Origin of the sequence: Staphylococcus gallinarum (assembly GCF_000875895.1) — a bacterium.
GTDB classification, from domain to species: Bacteria; Bacillota; Bacilli; order Staphylococcales; family Staphylococcaceae; genus Staphylococcus; species Staphylococcus gallinarum.
The window spans coordinates 293,111-314,857 of record NZ_JXCF01000003.1 but is presented as its reverse complement, the minus strand read 5'-3'; the positions used below and the strand labels follow the sequence as shown (position 1 = coordinate 314,857).

The window sequence follows — 21,747 nt, the reverse complement described above, 5'->3', positions numbered from 1 at the left end:
ATATAATACCACGTTTATGCTACCGTGCAAACGTAAACACATCGAATTTTCTGATTTTTCTAATAAAAAGCTTTTCCGCAGCTTGATGCACCGTTAATCCAGTCGTATAAATATCATCTACCAACAATACTTGTGCATGAGTTAAATCAATATCGTCTATGACATGGAATGGATTACGCGCATTAATTCGATTACTTTTTGGCAAATTCGCCTGTTTCTCTCTATAATCCATCGTAAGCACTGCTTTATATTGTATACGCATTTGTGACAGTACCATCCTAATAGGATTAAAGGTTCTTTGATAATCGCGTTCCTTGGGTGATGGTATCGGTATAATTAAATCATAGTGTTGCTTTGGTAAGTTCATCATTGATGCGAATTGTTCACACAAGGCAACATCTTTATCAAATTTATATCGCTTTATCAAATCCTTCATTACGCCATCATATTGAAATTGACAATATAATTGATCCATTAACGTATAATTGCTTTCTAAGTATTTACAGTCTAAACATGTCTGTTCTTCTGTACTTAAATACTTTAAACATCTCGAACAACGCTTTATATTATCTTTTATTTTCACTTTTTCCCAAAGTTTTGTGCATTGTTTACAAAATAGTGTAGCTGGTTTGAACAATGTAACTGCATTTAATGGTTCGGTAAAATAACCTCTACAATGGAGGCATTTAATCATGAATCCACCCCTTTTTACGTGCGAGTTTATTCATCTGCACAATTGTACTTCGTGCTTTAATCATCTTAAATGTAATACCTTGATGACAGAACATGACTAAACCAGTTGGTGATGCCATTTTTCTACCAACCCGCCCAGCTATTTGTATTAATGCACTACTTGAAAATTTATGACTGTCTACAACAATTACATCTAAGTTAGCCATCGTGAATCCACGCTCTAAAATTGTCGTTGTAAATACAACACGATATTGTCCGCTTCTTAATGCCTCAACTTTATCCAACCGATATGGATCTTGACTATGTACAGTCGTAAGCGTTTCAATATCTTTGTGATAAATTTGATACATATATTCCATTATTTCAATATTATGAAAGAATACAAGTGTATACCGTTTAGCTTGTATTTGTTGGGTTAATAAACTTAAAAACTTAAATTGCTTTTTATGAGGGATAATTCGAAAGTATTTAAAAATAGGTACTGGCAAGGGGTATTGGTGAAATCTCGCTGGCAATCTAATGATGTGTGATTTATCAAATTGTTTGATTAACCATGGTGTTGGTGTAGCAGTCATATAAACTGCACTACCATCTTCATTTTGAGCAGCAGTAATGACTGACATCAGTGTAGGGTCCATTGATAATGGAAATGCATCAACCTCATCCACAACAATAAAGTCGAAATGACCTTTAAAGCGCATTAATTGATGCACAGTAGCAATAACAAAATGTCCATCGAATTTTTGCCTTTGTCCTTGATACAACACATCGATTTGTTCATCGTGAAAGGCCTCTCGTATTCTGATTTGCAGTTCAATTATCACATCGACACGTGGAGATACGATAGCTACATTTAAACCTTGTTTTCTTGCTTGATGAATCGCCTCAAATATCATTTCAGTTTTACCAGCACCTGTGACAGCATATAGTAATAGCGCTTGACGTTTCATTAATGCCGTCACAATTGCTGCAGAGGCATAATGTTGTTGGGGAGATAACTTGAAAGGTAAATCATAAGCTGCTTCACTCTTTTTATGCCCTGTTACAGTGATATAAACTTGATGATGACTATCCATTTTTCCAAGAGAAATACAGTTTCGACAATAAACAATTGCTTTATTTAGACAATCCGACCGATACGTATAAAAGTGTTGCTGAACTGTTGTTTCACATTGTTTACAATGCCACTGACCTCCAATGTCACATACACCTGTAGTTACTTCATGAATCGTTTCTGTCGTTAATAACTTGCGATCTGTTACTAACCTTCCATAATAATGTATATTAAATCTACCTCCTTTAATTAAAAAAAGACATCACATTACCGAAGCATGTCATGTCTTTATCTCTATATGTTCTTAATCTAAGCGAATATTTCTACCAACGTACCCTACTGCTATGCCACCAGAACCTAAATGTGCAGCGACAACAGGTCCAAAATATGATTTGTGAATTTTATGTTGTGGGAATGTCTTTTGCACTTCATTGTACAACCACTCACCATCTTCTTCGATGTCACCCACGACAACATGTAAGGTCACTTCATCAAAGCCTTGAATATGTTCATTTACTTTTTCAATAATTTTTTTCAATGCACGCTTTTTAGTTCTTACCTTTTCATCTGGAACAATTAAACCGTCATCGAATTTTAGAACAGGCTTCATTTTTAACATTGTACCAATCCATGCTTGCGCACCTGTAATTCGTCCACTCTTTTGTAAATTTTTCAGATCATCTACCATCAGAATGGCCCCCGTAACATCAATCATGCGATTTAATTCTTCGAGAATCTGATCAGGTTTATTTCCCTGTTCAACCATTTCGATAGCACGCAAGACGTAACTGCCTTCAATCATGGCTGCTAACTTCGAATCAAAGGTATGTACGTTGATGCCTTCAATCATTTCACCAGCTTGTGTAGCAGTTTGATAACAACCACTAATACCAGATGATAAGAAGATACAGATGACGTCGGTATACCCTTCTCCACGTAATGCTTCAAAATGCTCTATAAAAGTACCAATAGCAGGTTGACTTGTTGTTGGTATAGTTTTAGATGTCTTCATCTTGTCATAAAATTCTAATCTAGAAATAGATTCATTTTCAACGAAATTTTCCCCAGTATCAAACGTAACACTTAAAGGGGCAACTCTTATATTATATTTATCAATTAATGTTTGTGATAGATAGCTTGTAGAATCTGTCAAAACAGCAATCTTCATCATAATCCTCCTTCATTATACTCACAACAATAATACATTATTTTTAGTTAAAAGAAAATTTATTTTTAAACATTTAATACAGGCTTCATTTCAGTGTATACTATATATAAATTGACTAACACGTATAATAAATAACATATATAATTTACGTCGTTTTTATTGGAGGGCAAAATATTGGGAGAATCAATTATTACAATTAAACGTGCACATACAATAGAGAATGTAATTAACAAATCACGTTTTATTGCACATATTCAACCTGTTGCTTCCGAACAAGAAGCAAAGGACTTTATTGAACATATCAAGAAAGAACATAAAGAAGCGACACACAACTGTTCAGCTTATACCGTTGGTGATCAGATGAATATACAAAAGGCCAACGATGACGGTGAACCAAGTGGTACAGCAGGTATACCAATGTTAGAAATCTTAAAAAAATTAGACATACACAATGCCTGTGTTGTGGTTACACGCTATTTTGGTGGTATAAAACTCGGTGGTGGCGGTTTAATCCGCGCATATAGTGGTGCCGTTAGAGATGTGATTTATGATGTAGGACGTGTACAATTAAGGCCAGCCATCCCAACTACGGTCAGTATTGGTTACGATTTAACTGGTAAATTTGAGTATGAACTTGAAACGACTCCCTTCTTCTTGAGAGATACTGTCTATACAGACAAGGTGAGTTATCAAATCGATGTAGTAGCTACCGATTATGATGACTTTATCGCCTTTTTAAACCGCAATACATCTGGTAATTATGATTTAACACAGGATGATATCGTACTTTTACCATTTGATATCGAAACTGCGTAGCCTCAATACTTTACTAGACATACAATCAACATCAGCAAATTCGTCTATTTGTATACAAATAGACGAATTTTAATATTTATATTGTCCTTCGTCATGTAGTCTATTAAAGAGAAAACATTTCAAAGAGTAGCGTCAGATGGCATTGCTCGTTTTCAACCAGTCTTATAGTTATATTAGCTCGATTACAAACACTTAATAATTTATTTCTTATTAAAAACTCAAAGATATTCATTCTATTTTAACTTGCTACAGTGCTAAAAATAAGACCTATTCGACTTAGCCGAATAGGTCTTATTTGATCAGCAATTAATCATGCTTTTCCTTATTTTCTATTAATTTCAATAATGGTCTATAATCATCGTCTATCAATCCCGTAAACTCTACAATTAATTCTATTGTTATCAGTATCAAGATTAACATCATCAAGACACCCCATGGTTGAGATAGATACAAGATGATACTCGACAAACTGAACAATAATGCTATCGAATAAATTAACATGACAGTTTGTCGATGCGTGTATCCTAAATTCAATAATTTGTGATGTAAGTGCGATTTATCAGCTTGCATAATATGTTGACCCTTTTTCACACGTCTAATCATCGCAAATAATGTATCGATAAATGGTACTGCTAATATAACAATTGGGAAGAATAGCGATACAAATGTAATATTTTTAAAACCAAGTAGTGACAAGAACCCAACTATAAATCCAATTAACAAGGCACCACTATCTCCTAAGAATATTTTTGCAGGATGGAAATTAAAACATAAAAATCCGAGCAGTGAACCAATTAAGACACTACAAATCATAATAATAAAAACATTTGCCTGCAAAATTGCTATAAAACCTATTGTAATTAATGCAATCATCGAAACACCTGATGCCAAACCATCAAGACCATCAATTAAATTAATCGCATTTGTAATTGCGACTATCCAAATCACCGTAATTGGAATAGCTAAGATTCCGAAATGAATGGTCGGACCAATTGGCAATGAAATAAAATCAATTGTCACACCATAATATACTACTACTAATGCTGCAATAATTTGACCTAACAATTTCAATACCGGCTTCAAATCGTAGATGTCGTCTATCAATCCTACTAAATACATTAACACTGCACCAATAACCAAAGGTTTAACTTCCGTTTCAATTGGGTGCCCTAACCATATTCCTAATAAAAAAGATAACAAGATTGTAGTTCCGCCAAGAACAGAAACAGGTTTTGTATGAATCTTTCTGAAATTAGGTTTATCTACAATACCTAATTTATGGGACACCTTTATGATAATTGGTGTGAGTATTAAACTGACAATCATTGAAAAAATGATTAATAATAACGTATACATCAGTTCACCTTCAATAAAATAATTCAAAATTATTTAGATTTAAATTTTAGTAAATGAGTTATTCTTTATAATAATAAATTCACTAGTTCATTATGTATTCAACGTATAATATATTTATAACAGCATAATGTATTGAGCAAATTATATTCTATAAATCACTTAACTCTATCATACATGATTCGCTTTTACATATACAAATGGTAATGAGATAATGACTACTAAATGTACAAAATAGTTAATATTTTTATATAATAAGCGAATTATTATTTAGTTATTTCCTCAAACAAATATTTTAACATGAAATTATAGTGATTGTTATAACTTTCTGTTTACATATTGATGACAAAATGTAAGTTTTCACTTACAATAACTAAGGGTTATTCAAAAGGAGCGTAAAATAAAATGTTCGAAGCAATTATTTACAATATTTCAGTTATTGTAGCAGGAATCTATTTGTTCCATCGATTACAATATTCCGAAAATCGAAACATGGTGTTTTCTAAAGAATATGTAACTGTATTAATGACAATTGTTGCATTATTATTATCGGCCTATCCAGTAACGATCTTTAATGAATATTCGTTGTACTTAACATTTGTTCCTATTTTATTTCTAGGACGCTTTACGAACACTTTCTACACTGTGTTATCAGCAATTATCGTGGCATTGATTAATGTCTTATTAGGCAATGATACGGTGATAGCTGCAGTTATACTTGTAGTCATAGCTATTATTGTAGGCGCAGTTGGTCCATTTTTAAAGCAAAATGATATTATATCCATTCAAATTTTGAATGCGATTGCTTTAATTATTTTTGCAATATTGTCGTTAATAAGTCCATATTATGAATTTAAAGAAGTGCTTTATCTTATTCCGCTATCTTATGTGTTATCAATTGCCTCTTCATTTACTTTTGTAGATATGTGGCATTTCTTCTCGTTAGTTAATCGCTATGAGAATGAAGATAAGCTAGATTACTTAACTGGCTTAGGCAATGTAAAGGAATTTGATAGACATTTAAACGAAGTGACACGTATTGCCGAAACAAATAACGAAAGCCTAGGATTATTGTTAATCGATATTGATGGCTTTAAAGATGTTAACGATACTTATTCACATCAATCTGGTGATGCTGTCCTTAGACAAATAGCACAGCTATTGAAAAACTATGTCCCTCAACAATTTAATATTTTTCGTAATGGTGGCGAAGAATTTTCAATTGTCTTAAACGACTATACTTTGGATCAATGTGTAAAGTTAGGTGAAAGTATACGTGCAGGCGTAGAACAATCCACATTCCATTTACCAAATAAAGAAGTTATTAAATTGTCTGTCTCAATTGGTGTTGGTTATTTAACACAAGAAGATTATAAGTCACAACGAAAGGTCTTTAAAGTTGCAAACGATATGTTACACATGGCTAAGAATGAAGGCAGAAATCAAGTCATGTTTAACCCTATTGTAAAACTTTAATACAACCTATTTAATCATGTAGTACTGTTCGTACTATTCAAATTTAATTGCAACAAGTCTTATTACTTTTATTCAATAACATTAGGACACATCTATATAAGATGATTACTGACGTATTAAACGCAGTGATCATCTTTTTTATTGCGCGTCGTTGACTTTATAATATGATATAAGACACAGTTGTCATCATTTTAAAAATAGCCAGCTAATAAATGACACTAACATTATTACTTAAAATAGAGCATCACCTATTTTAGTAACATTACAGCAAATAGTTTATGGTGATTGCACAATTATTTATATTTTAGCCTATTTATTACGTTCTCAATTAATAAGAAATATTAAAAAATGATGACGGAATAATCATTGCTATTGAAAGTTCTAATTGTACACTGTAAACTTTCAATTGTTCTATAAACTACAATTATGGGGGTGAATCATCTATGTCAGAGTCGATTACAATCATTGATGAAGATAAAGTTATCGATGTAGTACTCATAGCTGGGAGAATATTATTGGAGAGTGGCGCTGAAACTTATCGCGTAGAAGATACGATGAATCGTATTGCTGCAAGTTATGGATTAGATGATACATATAGTTTTGTCACTTCCACAGCTATTATATTTTCACTAAACAATCGTACTAATACGCGACTCATACGTATTCGTGAGCGTACGACGGATTTGGAGAAAATTGCATTAACCAATAGTCTCTCACGTAAAATTGCTAGCAAACAACTGGATATCGATGAAGCAAAGTCAGAACTCATTCACTTACACCATGCTTCGTTACAATTTTCATCTATAACAAAATTCTTTGCTGCAGCAATTGCTTGTGGATTCTTTCTCTTTATGTTTGGAGGCGTTATGCATGACTTTATTTATGCAATATTGGCAGGAGCCGGTGCTTTCTTGACCTTTGACTTCGTGCAACGCTTTATTCAAATCAAGTTCTTTTCAGAATTTATTAGTGCCGCAGTAGTTATAACAATTGCAGCATTTTTTACACATATAGGATGGGCACAAAACCAAGATATTATCACTATTGCTGGTGTTATGCCATTAGTACCAGGAATATTAATTACGAATGCCATTCGTGACTTAATGGCTGGTGAGTTACTTGCCGGGATGTCTCGTGGCGTCGAAGCTGCCCTCACATCTTTTGCAATTGGTGCAGGCGTTGCAATTGTCCTATTACTATTTTAAGAAAGGAGCAGTAAAATGGTCTTGATATATTGTCTTCTCCAATTTGTTATTAGTTATTTAGCTACAATGCTTTTTTCTATTATCTTTAATGCACCACGACGCTTATTGTTAGCATGTGGTTTTGTTGGCGCTATGGGATGGTTTATTTACAAATTAACGGTTGATTTAGATTTAGGTAAAGTTATGGCATCATTTTTAGGTAGCTTTATCTTAGCCTTAATGAGTCATGTGATGAGTCGACGTTACAAGAGACCTGTCATTATCTTTATTGTTCCAGGTATCATCCCACTTGTGCCTGGTGGATTAGCATATGAAGCGACACGCTTTTTAGTCAGTAATCAATACACACACGCAGTTAACACATTCCTAGAAGTGACATTAATTTCAGGTGCCATTGCCTTTGGAATATTATGTGCTGAAATAATTTATTATCTCTATACACGCATCAAACAATATTTTGGTAAAATGAATGGTAAGATATATAAAAAATCTTATAATATGAACAACAGAGCTTAAGAGGTGTTAACTATGAAAAAAGATATAATCGATCGTTTAACAAAATACGTCATTATTGATACACAATCTGATCCTGAATCAAATACAACACCATCTACTGAAAAGCAGTGGAATCTATTAAATTTATTACAACAAGAGTTAACAGATTTAGGTTTAGAAACTGAATTAGATGACAATGGTTATTTATTTGCAACCTTAGCAAGTAATGTCGAAGCGGATTTACCGACCGTAAGCTTTTTAGCACATGTTGATACGTCACCAGATTTTAATGCTACAAATGTAAATCCACAAATAATCGAAAATTATGATGGCAATACTATTAAATTGGGCGATACAACACGTGAATTATCACAAGATGTCTTCCCTGGCTTAAAGCAAGTCGAAGGACATACATTGATGATAACTGACGGTACATCTTTATTAGGTGCAGATGATAAAGCTGGTGTTGTGGAAATTATGGAAGCAGTAAAATACCTTACTGAACATCCAGAAATCAAACACGGTGATATTCGTATCGCCTTTACTCCTGATGAAGAAATCGGTAAGGGACCTCACGCATTTGATGTGGAACGTTTCAATGCTGATTTCGCTTATACGATGGATGGTAGTGAGTATGGAGAATTACAATATGAAAGTTTTAATGCTGCAGAAGCGAAGATCACATGTCATGGTGTGAACGTACACCCTGGTTCTGCCAAAAACACTCTTATTAATGCTATATTACTCGGCCAACAATTCAATGCCTTATTACCACAACAAGAAGTCCCTGAACGTACAGAAGGTTATGAAGGATTTTATCATTTGATGAAATTTAATGGTGATGTAGAGAAAACAACGTTACAATATATTATTCGAGATCATGATCGCGAACAATTTGAATTACGTAAAAAACGTCTGCTCGAAATTAAAGAAGATATCAACACACATTATCAAGATGATCCAATCGAAATAGAAATCAATGATCAATATTATAATATGGGTGAAAAAATTGCCGAAAACCCACACGTTATTGATATCCCAAAACGTGTTTTCGCAAATCTTGGTATCGAGCCTAATACAGAACCTATACGTGGCGGTACAGATGGATCACAACTCTCGTATATGGGCTTACCAACACCTAATATTTTTACTGGTTGTGCTAACTTCCATGGCCCATATGAATATGCCTCAATTGATGTTATGGAAAAGGCAATCGATGTAATAATTGGTATTGTACAAGAAGTCGTTAACACATACGAACAATAATTTATCTAGGAGTATTCAGGTCAATCGTTAGGTTATTATGATTATCACTTATCACATTCGATAGAGAAAACAAAGAATGTAGCTAGTCGTAAAAGATTATGGACAGAAAAATCGATGATTTTTACAATTTCACAGTAAAAATCATCGATTTTATTTTTTAGTCTGAAAGACTAAAGTCCCGGATCCATATACTATTTATTAATAATATGCTGAATTAATCGCATTCTACGAACATAACATAAACTTTATTCTAATTTATTTTGTCGAATCAAAATCTGTTTTTAATAGCTTAATAGCTTGAACAGCATAATGTCTGATTTGAATTCCCATTTTAAAATCAGTAAAATACTTTGGCATTTGAATAAACGTATTAAACATAGATGTAACACCCATTGATTCAAATAAATCAAACTTATCGTCAGTCGCACATATCGCAATTGATGGTTTATGATGCTTCGTCGCTAATTCCGCAATACGAATCGTCGTCGTTTCTAATAAACGGTCTTCTTCACTTACACCCTCGCCAAATATTACTAAATCAGCTTGTGCTATCAGCGATTCCAAGTGCGTAATTTGGTCAACCAACTCATGACTAGTCATAATCTCAGCATCATATAAAGCATGAAGTACAGCTGCAATACCACCACCTGCACCACCTTTAGCAATAGGACCAAGCGCGAGTTTCATTTCACTTTTAAATATTTCACTTAAATACCAAATCAAGTTATCAATTTCTGCCGCATCGTTTCGCTCAAGACCTAATTGCTCGTGAAGTTGAATAATTTCACTTTCCTTACCATACAATTTACTGTCAAAATCTGACATCAATTGTAACCTGACATCTTTAAGTTGTGGATGTAACCCAGAAGCGTCTATTTTTCGAATATATTTCAATACACGCGTTCCTTCAGTGACATCGACTTCATTTGCTTCATCATCGTAAAACTTCATACCTAGTGCTTGCAACATACCCGCACCACCATCAAAACTATCAATACCACCTAATGAAATAATGATATGTTTAGCATGATTTTCCAAAGCATCTACGATAAGCTCTCCTAAACCATAACTCGTACGTTGATTGATTGGTTTAGTCCCTTTTAAAAATAAATTCCCTTCAATGACAGTTACATCATTATCCGTAATACCATAAACAGCTTCTACTTTATTCATATCTGCATCATGTGTCATAATTCTGTATTTCGTTCCCGATTGCCATAAAAATACAGAATCCATTAACTCATGACGACCATTAAATAATGGTACTTGAACGATATCTGCACGTTCAATCTGGCTCGCTACCGCTTCTTCCACATATCTATTCGCTTGGTAACTTGAAATAATACCATTAAATTCATCCATCGCCACTAATACTTTCATCTTGTCACCTCAAAATATTTATATTAACAACAATTACTATATACTAATTTAAGCATTATTTATTTCAATACATAGTACAATTCAAAAATAGTTAGTGAGTCACAAACGACTTAATGTCGTCACTACATGCTGTTTTTATACACATGTGGCACGCTTCCCACTCACGAAATGATATAGCTACAAAATTTAAGTGCTATAATTTGGCGCACTATCATATCGCAAGCTATAATTTCCCATTCATTTTTACATTATACATGTCATTATCATTTTTTTCACATTAAAAGATAAAATAAGCGCTTGTGATAGGTTTCCATATTAGAAACATACTACAAGCGCTTGTGCTAATTTTTAAGTTTATTATTCTTCAGCATTTGCTAAAGAACTTACATTGATATTTTCGTGATCTGCATTCCAAACCGCTTGTCCCTTCACAAAGTAAAATGCTTGTGGCGATTCGTGCTTTACATTTGTCTTCTCTTCAATATAGTTAGATAATTCACGTTCTTGTTGAACGACTAAATAGTATCCATCCATATCTCGTTCATATAAAAATTTGTTAAATTGATCAAATGCATCTGCTGAAATAGGACAAGTTTCACTATGTTTCAGTACAAATACATAACTATTTTCTTCAATAACTTGTTCAAACTGGTCAATCGAACTCAGCTTTATAGCCATTCTATTCACCTCTAAAAATATTTAACACACAATAAGTTCCAAATTGTGTGAAAGTGCCACGATATTAACATATCATCGTTTCCAATTATACACAATTACCTTTTTGTTGTTAACCGTTTATTTAAATTCTTATAACTAATCAAAAATATTATCTCGTTTTAACTATCTTTAATTTTTTTATACTTCTTGTTAAACGCTTTATCATAACGTTCTAGGTCTTTCCCCTCTTTAGGTAATGCATCGATATCCATTTTCTCTATTTTTTCACTTATTTCTATCGTTTCTTCTCTTGTTTCATAATAATTTTGTAAACTATAGTACATTTCTATTGCATTTTTACGCGCATCATTGACGTAACCACTAGTGATTTCTGTTTTATTTAAATCTCTAATTTCCTTAGTAATCAGCGGCATAATATCATCGTTAATTAATTTTTTTACCTTTTGAGGATCCGAAGAATCAAAACCATCATCTACAGTTGATTTTAATGCTTTATTATTTTCTTCTAATTTTTCCTCAAAATATTTCACATCTGATGTTGCGCCAGCTTTTTTAGCTTTTTTCATATTTGCCTCAACCTGCGAACGATTCTTCTCAAATAATTTCGTATAATCTAATATGTCTTCATTAGCCTTTATAGATTGATTATATAAATCGACAAACTTTTTTGTTTGATTTAGTGCTTTTTTCTTATCTTGAACAACCTCTAGGTATTCAGATTTAAGCGCTTTGGTTTCAGCAGATTTAGCAGGTAAATGTTTCGCTGCCTTTTCATATGCATCCATTTTAGGAATAACCTTACTATTTATTTTATTTTGTAAATCATTAAACTCTTGCTTATTCTTATCAGTGGTGTCTGTTTTACTTAAATCATCCAAACGTTTAAGTTGGATACTGTCCATTGCTTCTTCTACATTCTTCCCTTTATTTTTAACATCATTCAATGATTTGTTAAAATCTCTAAATTCAGAAGACCATTTATGACTACATGACGTCAATATGATTGATATACTAAGTAATAAAACGATGCAAAGTATTCTTTTCATTTCTGCACTCCTTATTATTCCGTATTATACAGAAACTTATTTAACTTGAAAATGATATGTGATATATTATTTCAGAATTTACAGTTTAACAAGAATAAAATCAGAATAAAAGGAGCGCTCAACTTAATGTATTCTCAAGTACAAAATTTTATCATTGAGGATAAAAACATTGATTTTGCACAGCAGTATGAAACGCTTAGTACAACTTTATTTAACCTTTTAGATACGCCCGTAAAATCAACGCACCATATTGGTGGTACGAAACATTTTAATTATCCTACCGAACCTATCTTAGACATTCTTGTAGGAGTAGATAATTTACATGACATAACATCTTTAGATGAAAAACGACTGAATTATGCTGGCTTCTATCGTTTACATCATCCATATAAAAAGAAAGTGGTCATGGCTCAATTTAATAACCTTATTGATTTAAAGCAAATCGCCCGTCTACATATTATCCAAAAGGATTCTACGCTATATAATGATTACTTATTAAGTACAAAGTATTTAGAAAATAATCCATCAGCAGCGCAAACTTTTGGAAATGCTAAACAAAATATTGCTCAACATGCACCTACAATTCGTGCATATGAGAATCAAAAGCAACAGTTATTCTCTAAATTATTAAAGCAAATACATACAGATTAATTTGAATCGGTTTTTACGTTCACTTTTCATACAGACATGGTATAATCAACTCAAATTTTAATAGATGTATAAGTTTTGTGATTAACTAGCATACTATTTAGCAAATACCCACAAATATTGCTATAATGTATAAATGAATTCACTAGGAAAGGACGTACAATACATTGCATAAAGATGACATCTTAAAGGAATTAGAAGCAATTGTACCTAAAGATATAATAAAGATTGATGAACCTTTAAAGCGCTATACATATACAGAAACTGGTGGTCAAGCAGATTACTACTTATCACCAACCACACATCAACAAGTGCAAGCGATTGTGCACTTTGCTTATTCCAATGATATTCCTGTTACTTATTTAGGTAATGGATCAAATATTATTATTCGTGAAGGCGGCATAAGAGGGATTGTTATCAGCTTACTTTCACTCGATTATATTGAAGTTTCAGATGATGCTATTATTTCTGGAAGTGGTGCTGCAATCATTGATGTTTCACGCACTGCAAGGGATTATAGTTTAACTGGTTTAGAGTTTGCATGTGGCATTCCGGGTTCTATTGGTGGTGCTGTATTTATGAATGCGGGCGCCTATGGAGGCGAAGTAAAGGATTGTATTGATTATGCTCTTTGTGTAAACGAAAAGGGAGAATTAATCACCTTAACTAAGCATGAATTAGAATTAGATTATCGAAATAGTATTGTTCAGAAACAACACCTTGTAGTTTTGGAAGCTGCTTTTACACTTGAACCGGGTCATAAAGAAGACATTCAATCGAAGATGGATGATTTAACTGAACGCCGAGAAACAAAACAACCATTAGAATATCCTTCATGTGGTAGTGTATTCCAACGCCCACCTGGACACTTTGCAGGAAAACTAATACAAGATTCAGACTTACAAGGTCATCGCATTGGTGGAGTTGAGGTTTCAACAAAGCATGCTGGCTTTATGGTTAATGTTGATAAAGGTACCGCCACAGACTACGAAGATTTAATACATTATGTACAAAAGGTCGTTAAAGAAAAATTCGATGTGGAGTTACATCCAGAAGTACGAATTATCGGAGAGCATCCGCAAGACTAGTTAGGAGACAGATACAATGGTTAATATTTATGGTCCAACGGTAGATAGCGAAGGCAGATGCACACATTATCAAACGCCTTTAGACATTATTTCAATTAAATTTAAATGTTGCGATAAATACTATCCATGCTATAAATGCCATAACGAAAGCGAATCACATCCTATAAAGCGATGGGAATCAGACGAATTTAATCAACGTGCAATTTTGTGTGGTGTTTGTAAACACGAAATGACAATTAACGAATATATGATGATTGAGGCTTGTCCAGAATGTAATGCGCATTTTAACAATCGTTGTAAATATCACTATCATCTTTACTTTGCTATTTAATGCATAATAAAAACCAGACCTTTTCAAATCCCGGAAAGGTCTGGTTTCTTAATATGAATATTTCATTCTTCTTAATTATTTATGAAGGCATTTGTGACTTAACATAATCCACAAAAGTTTGGATATCACCCTTTTGTAGTTCTTTTATTGGCATTGGTCCCACATTAAAGACAAATTGAATACTATCGTCGTGTGCTTCAATCTGTTCAATTTCATTATAAGCAATACTTCTATAATAAAATTCACCATTCATATCTACATTTAAAATCAATCGCTCATTTGTCGCAATAAAGGCACCTTCGAATTCTGAAGTACCATGCATATTATACTCAATCGTCCCTAATACAGTAGGACCTTGCTCTTCTGTTGGATATAAATCATTAGGATTCACTTTATCTAATATCATCATTGCACCTCTGTTCTAATGTAATTACTCAGTTTCCTTTTAACATTAAAGCTAGAAACGTCACCTTAATTTAGTGTTTATAAACCATTTACCCTTTCCATTTCTAAAATAACACAATTCTACTTTAATCCCAGGTTATTTAAAAGACACTATATTTACGTATGTTTGTTGCAAAATACCTAAATAAACATTGTCATTCTCATGTCTAGATTCAAATGATCTTATCAATAATACAAAGTACAGTAACGAATCTAGAACATAAATACCTAGCATTAAACCCAGTAAAGATTTTTGATGGGCTTGTTATTGTTATCGATACTCAGTATTGTTATTGCTCGCTTACCTAGGGGGATGGCTCAATCCTTGATGTCGACACTCACCCTACTCACTCAAGTGTCTCGCAAACAATACGAAGTTCTTATATGTAATTACTACAAAAATAATGACTATGATTTTAAAAGAGGTTTCAAATTAGACGAATGTGATGATTGTTCAGGGTGTCCACACCCCAACCGATATAGCAAACATAATTCGGAGACTAATAAAAAAGTTTTGAGGAATTATAATTGGGAATCTTTCAAAACTAAAATAAATCAACAGCTTTTAGAACCAGAAATACAAAGATTCTACAATCAAAATAAAATTGAGATAGAAGCTGTTTTTGTATTATTAAAGGCTATTTGTGGATTTACTCGCATGTCACTTCGAGAAATAACAAGGATAAAACATGAACTCGGATTAGCATTATTAGCTATCAATATAAGTAAAATAATAACACTAAGTGATAATCAATTTGATAATAATAGAAAAATCGATAATTTTTACATTTTCACAGTAAAAATTATCGATTTCATTTTAGTCTGAAAACTAATGTTCCAGACTCTTTCATTCTAGGATCTAAATCCCAACCTTTTAGGTCTTATGATTATCTACAATCAAATTCGATACGTATAGAATAAATTCAGTTACTTTATTAACAGTACGAATTTCATATCTAGACAATGCATTTACATCATTTTAACTAACATTTCCCCACTCTAGATGTTAATTATTTTTTGTCTAATGCTTTTTCAACTTCATCCATTTGTTTAATGGCAGTTGTAGTAGAACCACTTGCAAAGTACCATAATTTAGGATCTAGTTCATAGACTTTATTATGTTTTACTGCATCTACATTTTTAATTACATCATTGCCTAAAGCTTGTTTCGCTGTTGATTTACCACCGATTGCTTGTCCGCGGTCCATTGCAAAGATAATTGCTGGATTTTTCTCAGCAATATATTCATTTGTTACGTTTTGTCCGTGTGTACTTCCTTTAATATTATCATCAGCAGCAGTGAAGCCCATTGTATTGAAGATTAATGAACCAAAACGATCACCAGCACCATAAGTAGATAATTCACCTTCATTAACTAGTAAGAACATTGCTTTTTCGTCTTTCATGTCTTTCGTTTTATCTTTTACTTCAGCGATTTTATCATCTAATTTTTTATTTAAAGATTTAACTTCGCTTTCTTTATCGTAAATTTTACCAAGTTTTTCAGCATTTTCTTTTAATGAATTAACTTCATTTTTGTTATCTACACCTACATAAACCACTTTTGCATCTGGTGCTGCTTTCTTAAATTCATCTAAGTTTTTCTGATTAGCCGTACGACCAGATATGTATATAACGTCAGGTTTAGCAGCAGCTACTTTATCATAATTAACTTCTTTCAGACTACCAGTATTTAAGTATTTTTCATCTTTAAAATCACTTAAGAAATCTGGTAATGATTTACCACCTTCACCTTTAGGCACAGCTTTAACTTTGTCTGCTAAGCCAAGTTCTTTCATTGTGTCTAAAGTTCCATAGTCAAAAACTACAGCCTTTTTAGGATTCTTCGGTACTTCTACAGTTTCTTTTACCGTTTTAGCATCGCTACCATCTCGTTTTTCGCCACTTGCTTTATAATTATTTTCAATTTTCACTGTATCTTTAGTGTCCTTGCTTTCTGATTTTTTATCATCAGATCCAGACCCACTATTACCACATGCTGCTAATAAAAACATTAAACCTATAACTAAGACTAAAGCATATTTTTTCATGGTGTTTCATTCCTCCAATTTTTGTTTAATACCCAATCTATCCCACGTTTTAAAAGTAACGCTACGTTTGCATCACTCCCTTCAATGTTTAGGACAAAGACATCTTAGATTTAAATGGATTCTACTAAAGACAGTGCTTCTTCCTCTGTAGACTCATCGAAGTAAACACAGATCCGTTGTCCACGTATTTCTTCGATTTTCACATCCATATCATAAAGTTGTCGTAACACATCCGTTTGAATGACTTCGTCCTTATCACTCGCTTTCACTAATTCACCATGTTTTAACGCGATAATGTCATCTGAGTAACAAGATGCAAAATTAATATCATGTATCACAATGACAATGGTCTTATTCAACTTTTTAGCAAGTTGACGTAACGTTTGCATGATTTGAACAGAGTGCTTCATATCGAGGTTGTTTAATGGTTCATCCAACAAGATATAATCTGTATCTTGTGCAATTGTCATTGCGACATATGCACGTTGTCGTTGTCCACCTGAAAGTGTCTTAAGATAACGATGTCTAATTTCCTGTAATTGAAGTAATTCTAATGCATATTCAACTTGATCCTTATCTTCCTTTTTCAAGTGGCCCTTACAATGCGGAAATCTACCAAAGTTAACTAACTGTTCAACAGTAATATTCAACTCTGTATGATTACTTTGCTTTAAAATAGATAGTTTCTTGGCAAGTTCATTACTTTTAAAATCATTAATCGAACGCCCTTCAATCTCTATCTGTCCTTCTTCAAAGTCCATCAATCGTGTAATCGCACCTAATAAAGTACTCTTACCAGCACCATTTGGTCCAATCATCGATGTGAGCTTCCCTTTTTGGATATCAACATTGATATTCTTTAAAATAGGCTTATCTTGAATTGTTTTATTAAGTCCTGACACACGTATCAATTTGCATTCCTCCTTTTAATTAATAAGTAAATAAAGTAACTACCACCAATTAAATCGATAATAATACTTACTTGTGTTGTCGCTTCAAAGAGATTTTCGACTACTGCTTGCGCAATAAATAAACTCAACCAACTAATACAGATTGTTGCCGGTAAAATATATTTATGTTCATACGTTCTCATCATTTCATGTGCTAAGTTGACTGTTAACAAACCAAGAAATGTAATTGGTCCTACAAGTGCTGTTGAAATTGATACAAGAATAGCAACAAGGATTAACAGTAATCGTGTTAATGTTTTATAAGATACACCAAGATTAATGGCTTGATCTCTACCTAATAACAATACGTCTAGATATGGAATTAATAGTACAGTGACAATAATTAAGACAATAAGTATAATGCCACAAAGGGTGACAAGCTTACTATTTGATGCGTCAAAATTAGCAAACATCGCACTTTGAACCGCTAAATAGTCCTCTGGATTAATAATTAATTCAAGAAATCCTGTGATACTTTTGAAAAATGTCCCTAAAATCACACCTACTAATAATATAAAATAAACTGAAACGTCTCCAATTTTAAATATACCTTGGAAAAGTAGTAACGAAAATACCACCATGACGACCAAAGTAATTATAAAATTGAGATACAGATTCGTAACTAATACAGATTGCACACCAAAAGCAAAAACTAACAGCACCTTAACAAACATATAAACCGCATCTAACCCCATAATCGAGGGTGTTAACAACCGATTGGTCGTAATGGCTTGAAAGATGACTACTGAAGCAGCAATTGCTCCACCGACAAGTATCATCAAGATTAACTTCCTTAATCTACTTGAGAATTGATATTGAAAAATTTCAAAATCAATGCCTACGATTGAATAAATGACGCCCACAATCACAGTTAAAGCAATAAGTATCAATAATTTATTCTTTGCACTAATTTGCATGTTGGTGTCTTCCTTTCATTAGCAAGATTAAGAATATAACAGTGCCGAATACACCAATCGTTAAACCAATATTGATTTCATACGGATAGACGACAATTCTGCCAATAATATCTGAAAACATCACAAATATTGCTCCTAACATTGCTGTATGTGGAAGTGCATTTTTCAAATGATCCCCTCTAAAGATAGAAACGATATTAGGAACGATAAGTCCCAAAAATGGTAATGTACCAACCGTCACAACAACTAATGCAGTAATAGTCGCAGTAATAAATAAACCGATGTTGATTATTTTTTCATAATTCACACCTAAATTATTACTAAAATCCTTCCCCATGCCTGCAATTGTAAAATGATTTGCAAAGATATATGTAAGTAACAGTAGCGGAATGCTTAAGTATAATATTTCATACCTTCCTGTTGTTATAATTGCAAAATTGCCGTTTAACCAGTTGCCAATACTTTGAACAGCATTTGTTCTAAGCGCAATAAAAGTTGAAAAACTTGATACTATACCACCGAGCATAATACCTAACAACGGAATAAAAATGACATCCTTAAATTGTATAAATTGAACTAATTTAACAAACATAAAAGTACCTAAAATACTAAGTACGACAGCAAAAGATAATTTAATTAAAATATTCTCTTGCGGGAAAAAAATCAATGATATCAAAATTCCTAACTTCGCCCACTCCATTGTTCCTGCAGTTGTAGGAGAAACAAATTTATTTTGCATCATTTGTTGCATAATTAAACCTGCAAGCGCTAACGTACTTCCAGATATTAAAATACTCACTGTCCTAGGTATTCTACTTGAAACAATGATATTCTTTTGCTCATTTGTTAAATGAAAAATATCAGTTATCGAAACTTTGCTGACACCTATAAACAAAGAAAGGATGGTTAAAATAACTAAAACAGTAAACAACACTGTACCTTTAAGTAAAAATTTCATAATGCCTTCCCTAAATCCCTTCTATTTAATTGCTCCCAATTCTTATTGGTTATGATAATCATTATCACTGTATATATAAAAATTTTACCACGTTCCTAGTTAAATTCAATAGCAATCGAAAATTTTACTTATTTGTTAAAATAATTTATAGAGCTAAACATATTAATTTATTATTTTCATTTGATTATATTTAAATTAAGTGGCTAGGTTTATTTATACATTAGTTGTTGCAAGAGTAGATAATAATTGTCACTATCTTTAGCAAGTGAATACAGTAACTCCACACTGTTAAGCGAATTCAAAAAATTAGACAACCTATTTCCTGTACAATACAGAATACGTGTAGTCTAATCGAGTCTTTTTATATAGTTTACAATTAAAGGGGTTAGCATCTTTGTATACTGCTTTTTATAGAGTATTTCTCTAGATTATCCTTTATAGTTTTTGTGACAGTGTTTTGGCGGACTCCCGAGGGAACAGGACAAACTGAAGACCATAGGCTGAATCTGTCCTCTAAGAAAGTAAGCCAACAATACGAAGTAATAACTAAAAAAGCTTCACTCTACTTAGAGCGAAGCTTTTTTCTTAATATTTTACTATAACAATAATTATCTTAAACACATCACCACTTCAATAACAATATGCATCGATAATCACTGATATATTTAATTACTTAGCAAAAAAGATTAATCCTCAAAGATAAAATCTTCATCTGTCAATGCTTCAACATTCAATGCAAGTGTGTAACCGTCACCTTTAACAGAGAAGAAATCATGGTTTTTAGTTGATGTATCTAAAGCATTCTCGATAATTGGATTGAACTCTCTTTCTTCAAAGTATGGTTCAAATCCAAGGTTTGATAATGCTTTATTACCGTTGTATCGAACATAATTCAATACATCTTCAGATAAACCAATTTCATCATATAGTGAATGTGTATAAGACACTTCATTTTTATATAAATCATCTAATAATTTATACATTTCTTGATCAGCTTGTTGCTTTTCACTTTCTGATAACTCGTTTCTTAAACTTTGTGCATCCATTCCAGTAAACACACCATGTATTGATTCATCAAGTAAGATTTTACGAATAATTTCACCAGACGTTGTCATTCTACCTTGCCCAGCAAGATATAGAGGATAATAGAAACCTGAGTAGAATAAGAATGTTTCTAAGAATACACTTGATACACGTGCAATATATTGATCATAGATTGAAGCTTCTTTGCCCCATAATTTATGGTAGTTTTCGATAATTTTATCTGATTTATATTTTAAATGAGGTTCTTCAATAACCCATTTATCTAATAAGTAGTTTGTTTCGCTTGAGGGAAGTAATGTCGTAAAAATATGAGAATAACTTTTAGCATGAATTTGTTCCATCATTGCCATGAAAGAATATACAGCTTTTTTACGTAAATCTGTTGTATGTAACATGATAAGTGGCATACCATCATCTGCTTGATGTGTATCCAAACCAGTTAAACCAGCTAACGCTTTTTTAAAAGCATTTTTTTCTGCATCTGTTAACGTCTTCCAACTTGCTATATCCTTAGAAACTTTGAATTCCGTTTCTACCCACATTTGTGAAATATTTTGTCGCCAAAACATATTTGTCATGTCTTCTTGAGTATTCCAATTGACTGCTTTCATTTAGATAATGTCTCCTATTCCAGTATAAATTTATTTAAATAGCGATTATTTACAGTGACAACATAAGCACACAAA

The 21,747-nt window shown here is 32.6% G+C and carries 22 protein-coding genes; 9 read left to right on the top strand and 13 right to left on the bottom strand.

All coding sequences use genetic code 11. From position 1 onward, the window contains the following. Window positions 1–19: 19 nt before the first annotated feature. The 3 genes from SH09_RS03450 to fakB1 form a co-directional block, all read right to left on the bottom strand. Window positions 20–694, bottom strand: a complete 675-nt coding sequence (locus tag SH09_RS03450) for a ComF family protein (RefSeq protein WP_042738225.1) — start codon at window positions 692–694, stop codon at window positions 20–22. After that, window positions 687–1,769: a DEAD/DEAH box helicase family protein gene (locus tag SH09_RS03445; protein ID WP_042738224.1), complete on the bottom strand. Its 1,083-nt coding sequence runs from the start codon at window positions 1,767–1,769 to the stop codon at window positions 687–689. Before SH09_RS03445 ends, SH09_RS03450 begins: the two co-directional genes overlap by 8 nt. A gap of 282 nt (window positions 1,770–2,051) precedes the next feature. Then, a complete protein-coding gene (gene fakB1, locus SH09_RS03440) occupies window positions 2,052–2,915 on the bottom strand; it encodes a fatty acid kinase binding subunit FakB1 (protein ID WP_042738223.1) in 864 nt (287 codons plus the stop codon). A gap of 174 nt (window positions 2,916–3,089) precedes the next feature. On the opposite strand from fakB1, the gene SH09_RS03435 reads away from it, so the two are divergent. Beyond that, window positions 3,090–3,731 carry a YigZ family protein gene (locus SH09_RS03435; protein WP_042738222.1) on the top strand — a complete coding sequence of 214 codons (642 nt, stop codon included), beginning with the start codon at window positions 3,090–3,092 and terminating at the stop codon, window positions 3,729–3,731. Between the two features lie 306 nt (window positions 3,732–4,037). Here the strand turns inward: SH09_RS03435 and SH09_RS03430 are convergent, their stop codons facing one another. Beyond that, window positions 4,038–5,087 carry a glycosyltransferase family 4 protein gene (locus SH09_RS03430; protein ID WP_042738221.1) on the bottom strand — a complete coding sequence of 350 codons (1,050 nt, stop codon included), beginning with the start codon at window positions 5,085–5,087 and terminating at the stop codon, window positions 4,038–4,040. Window positions 5,088–5,489: 402 nt separating this feature from the next. Here SH09_RS03430 and gdpS point away from each other — a divergent pair, with 402 nt between their 5' ends. The 4 genes from gdpS to pepT all read left to right on the top strand — a co-directional run bounded on the left by gdpS (window position 5,490) and on the right by pepT (window position 9,526). Continuing rightward, window positions 5,490–6,560 carry a GGDEF domain-containing protein GdpS gene (gdpS, locus tag SH09_RS03425; RefSeq protein WP_042738220.1) on the top strand — a complete coding sequence of 357 codons (1,071 nt, stop codon included), beginning with the start codon at window positions 5,490–5,492 and terminating at the stop codon, window positions 6,558–6,560. Between the two features lie 443 nt (window positions 6,561–7,003). Next, window positions 7,004–7,765 carry a threonine/serine exporter family protein gene (locus SH09_RS03420; RefSeq protein WP_042738219.1) on the top strand — a complete coding sequence of 254 codons (762 nt, stop codon included), beginning with the start codon at window positions 7,004–7,006 and terminating at the stop codon, window positions 7,763–7,765. Window positions 7,766–7,780: 15 nt separating this feature from the next. Next, window positions 7,781–8,281, top strand: coding sequence for a threonine/serine exporter family protein (locus tag SH09_RS03415; protein ID WP_371664234.1), 501 nt, complete (start codon window positions 7,781–7,783; stop codon window positions 8,279–8,281). A 12-nt stretch (window positions 8,282–8,293) separates the two neighbouring features. Next, window positions 8,294–9,526 carry a peptidase T gene (gene pepT, locus SH09_RS03410; RefSeq protein ID WP_042738218.1) on the top strand — a complete coding sequence of 411 codons (1,233 nt, stop codon included), beginning with the start codon at window positions 8,294–8,296 and terminating at the stop codon, window positions 9,524–9,526. 255 nt (window positions 9,527–9,781) lie between these two features. On the opposite strand, the gene SH09_RS03405 is transcribed toward pepT, so the two are convergent. From SH09_RS03405 to SH09_RS03395, 3 genes are all read right to left on the bottom strand, one after another. Further along, the gene (locus SH09_RS03405; RefSeq protein WP_042738217.1) at window positions 9,782–10,906 is read right to left on the bottom strand and encodes a glycerate kinase; all 1,125 of its coding nucleotides are present in this window, start codon (window positions 10,904–10,906) and stop codon (window positions 9,782–9,784) included. Between the two features lie 357 nt (window positions 10,907–11,263). Next, window positions 11,264–11,584, bottom strand: a complete 321-nt coding sequence (gene ytxJ / locus SH09_RS03400; protein ID WP_042738216.1) for a bacillithiol system redox-active protein YtxJ — start codon at window positions 11,582–11,584, stop codon at window positions 11,264–11,266. Window positions 11,585–11,742: 158 nt separating this feature from the next. Beyond that, on the bottom strand, window positions 11,743–12,630 hold the full coding sequence (locus tag SH09_RS03395; RefSeq protein WP_042738215.1) for an EMYY motif lipoprotein: 888 nt from the start codon (window positions 12,628–12,630) through the stop codon (window positions 11,743–11,745). Window positions 12,631–12,756: 126 nt separating this feature from the next. On the opposite strand from SH09_RS03395, the gene SH09_RS03390 reads away from it, so the two are divergent. The 3 genes from SH09_RS03390 to SH09_RS03380 all read left to right on the top strand — a co-directional run bounded on the left by SH09_RS03390 (window position 12,757) and on the right by SH09_RS03380 (window position 14,697). Next, a complete protein-coding gene (locus SH09_RS03390) occupies window positions 12,757–13,281 on the top strand; it encodes a GrpB family protein (protein ID WP_042738214.1) in 525 nt (174 codons plus the stop codon). A 164-nt stretch (window positions 13,282–13,445) separates the two neighbouring features. Then, window positions 13,446–14,366, top strand: coding sequence for a UDP-N-acetylmuramate dehydrogenase (gene murB / locus SH09_RS03385; protein ID WP_042738213.1), 921 nt, complete (start codon window positions 13,446–13,448; stop codon window positions 14,364–14,366). Between the two features lie 16 nt (window positions 14,367–14,382). Continuing rightward, window positions 14,383–14,697 carry a CHY zinc finger protein gene (locus SH09_RS03380; protein WP_042738212.1) on the top strand — a complete coding sequence of 105 codons (315 nt, stop codon included), beginning with the start codon at window positions 14,383–14,385 and terminating at the stop codon, window positions 14,695–14,697. Between the two features lie 79 nt (window positions 14,698–14,776). Here the strand turns inward: SH09_RS03380 and SH09_RS03375 are convergent, their stop codons facing one another. Continuing rightward, on the bottom strand, window positions 14,777–15,103 hold the full coding sequence (locus tag SH09_RS03375) for a PH domain-containing protein (RefSeq protein ID WP_042738211.1): 327 nt from the start codon (window positions 15,101–15,103) through the stop codon (window positions 14,777–14,779). 351 nt (window positions 15,104–15,454) lie between these two features. Here SH09_RS03375 and SH09_RS03370 point away from each other — a divergent pair, with 351 nt between their 5' ends. After that, window positions 15,455–15,967, top strand: coding sequence for a transposase (locus SH09_RS03370; protein WP_042738210.1), 513 nt, complete (start codon window positions 15,455–15,457; stop codon window positions 15,965–15,967). A 184-nt stretch (window positions 15,968–16,151) separates the two neighbouring features. Here SH09_RS03370 and SH09_RS03365 read toward each other — a convergent pair whose 3' ends face one another. From SH09_RS03365 to nrdF, 5 genes are all read right to left on the bottom strand, one after another. Further along, window positions 16,152–17,192, bottom strand: coding sequence for a ferrated catecholamine ABC transporter substrate-binding lipoprotein SstD (locus SH09_RS03365; RefSeq protein WP_042738209.1), 1,041 nt, complete (start codon window positions 17,190–17,192; stop codon window positions 16,152–16,154). Window positions 17,193–17,302: 110 nt separating this feature from the next. Further along, window positions 17,303–18,103, bottom strand: coding sequence for an iron ABC transporter ATP-binding protein (locus SH09_RS03360; RefSeq protein ID WP_042738208.1), 801 nt, complete (start codon window positions 18,101–18,103; stop codon window positions 17,303–17,305). Continuing rightward, window positions 18,100–19,059 (bottom strand): iron chelate uptake ABC transporter family permease subunit, encoded by a 960-nt coding sequence (locus tag SH09_RS03355; protein WP_042738207.1) that lies wholly within the window; start codon window positions 19,057–19,059, stop codon window positions 18,100–18,102. The genes SH09_RS03360 and SH09_RS03355 overlap by 4 nt, the downstream gene beginning before the upstream one ends. Then, on the bottom strand, window positions 19,049–20,017 hold the full coding sequence (locus SH09_RS03350; RefSeq protein WP_042738206.1) for an ABC transporter permease: 969 nt from the start codon (window positions 20,015–20,017) through the stop codon (window positions 19,049–19,051). The genes SH09_RS03355 and SH09_RS03350 overlap by 11 nt, the downstream gene beginning before the upstream one ends. Window positions 20,018–20,703: 686 nt before the next feature. Beyond that, window positions 20,704–21,672 (bottom strand): class 1b ribonucleoside-diphosphate reductase subunit beta, encoded by a 969-nt coding sequence (gene nrdF, locus SH09_RS03345; RefSeq protein ID WP_042738205.1) that lies wholly within the window; start codon window positions 21,670–21,672, stop codon window positions 20,704–20,706. Window positions 21,673–21,747: the final 75 nt, after the last annotated feature.

Bases quoted from the DNA above. Each gene is read 5' to 3' on its own strand.
- SH09_RS03450 (WP_042738225.1), bottom strand. From the start codon at position 694: ATGATTAAATGCCTCCATTGTAGAGGTTATTTTACCGAACCATTAAAT.
- SH09_RS03445 (WP_042738224.1), bottom strand. From the start codon at position 1,769: ATGGATAGTCATCATCAAGTTTATATCACTGTAACAGGGCATAAAAAG.
- fakB1 (WP_042738223.1), bottom strand. From the start codon at position 2,915: ATGAAGATTGCTGTTTTGACAGATTCTACAAGCTATCTATCACAAACA.
- SH09_RS03430 (WP_042738221.1), bottom strand. From the start codon at position 5,087: ATGTATACGTTATTATTAATCATTTTTTCAATGATTGTCAGTTTAATA.
- gdpS (WP_042738220.1), top strand. From the start codon at position 5,490: ATGTTCGAAGCAATTATTTACAATATTTCAGTTATTGTAGCAGGAATC.
- SH09_RS03420 (WP_042738219.1), top strand. From the start codon at position 7,004: ATGTCAGAGTCGATTACAATCATTGATGAAGATAAAGTTATCGATGTA.
- SH09_RS03415 (WP_371664234.1), top strand. From the start codon at position 7,781: ATGGTCTTGATATATTGTCTTCTCCAATTTGTTATTAGTTATTTAGCT.
- pepT (WP_042738218.1), top strand. From the start codon at position 8,294: ATGAAAAAAGATATAATCGATCGTTTAACAAAATACGTCATTATTGAT.
- SH09_RS03405 (WP_042738217.1), bottom strand. From the start codon at position 10,906: ATGAAAGTATTAGTGGCGATGGATGAATTTAATGGTATTATTTCAAGT.
- ytxJ (WP_042738216.1), bottom strand. From the start codon at position 11,584: ATGGCTATAAAGCTGAGTTCGATTGACCAGTTTGAACAAGTTATTGAA.
- SH09_RS03395 (WP_042738215.1), bottom strand. From the start codon at position 12,630: ATGAAAAGAATACTTTGCATCGTTTTATTACTTAGTATATCAATCATA.
- SH09_RS03390 (WP_042738214.1), top strand. From the start codon at position 12,757: ATGTATTCTCAAGTACAAAATTTTATCATTGAGGATAAAAACATTGAT.
- SH09_RS03380 (WP_042738212.1), top strand. From the start codon at position 14,383: ATGGTTAATATTTATGGTCCAACGGTAGATAGCGAAGGCAGATGCACA.
- SH09_RS03375 (WP_042738211.1), bottom strand. From the start codon at position 15,103: ATGATATTAGATAAAGTGAATCCTAATGATTTATATCCAACAGAAGAG.
- SH09_RS03370 (WP_042738210.1), top strand. From the start codon at position 15,455: ATGGCTCAATCCTTGATGTCGACACTCACCCTACTCACTCAAGTGTCT.
- SH09_RS03365 (WP_042738209.1), bottom strand. From the start codon at position 17,192: ATGAAAAAATATGCTTTAGTCTTAGTTATAGGTTTAATGTTTTTATTA.
- SH09_RS03355 (WP_042738207.1), bottom strand. From the start codon at position 19,059: ATGCAAATTAGTGCAAAGAATAAATTATTGATACTTATTGCTTTAACT.
- SH09_RS03350 (WP_042738206.1), bottom strand. From the start codon at position 20,017: ATGAAATTTTTACTTAAAGGTACAGTGTTGTTTACTGTTTTAGTTATT.
- nrdF (WP_042738205.1), bottom strand. From the start codon at position 21,672: ATGAAAGCAGTCAATTGGAATACTCAAGAAGACATGACAAATATGTTT.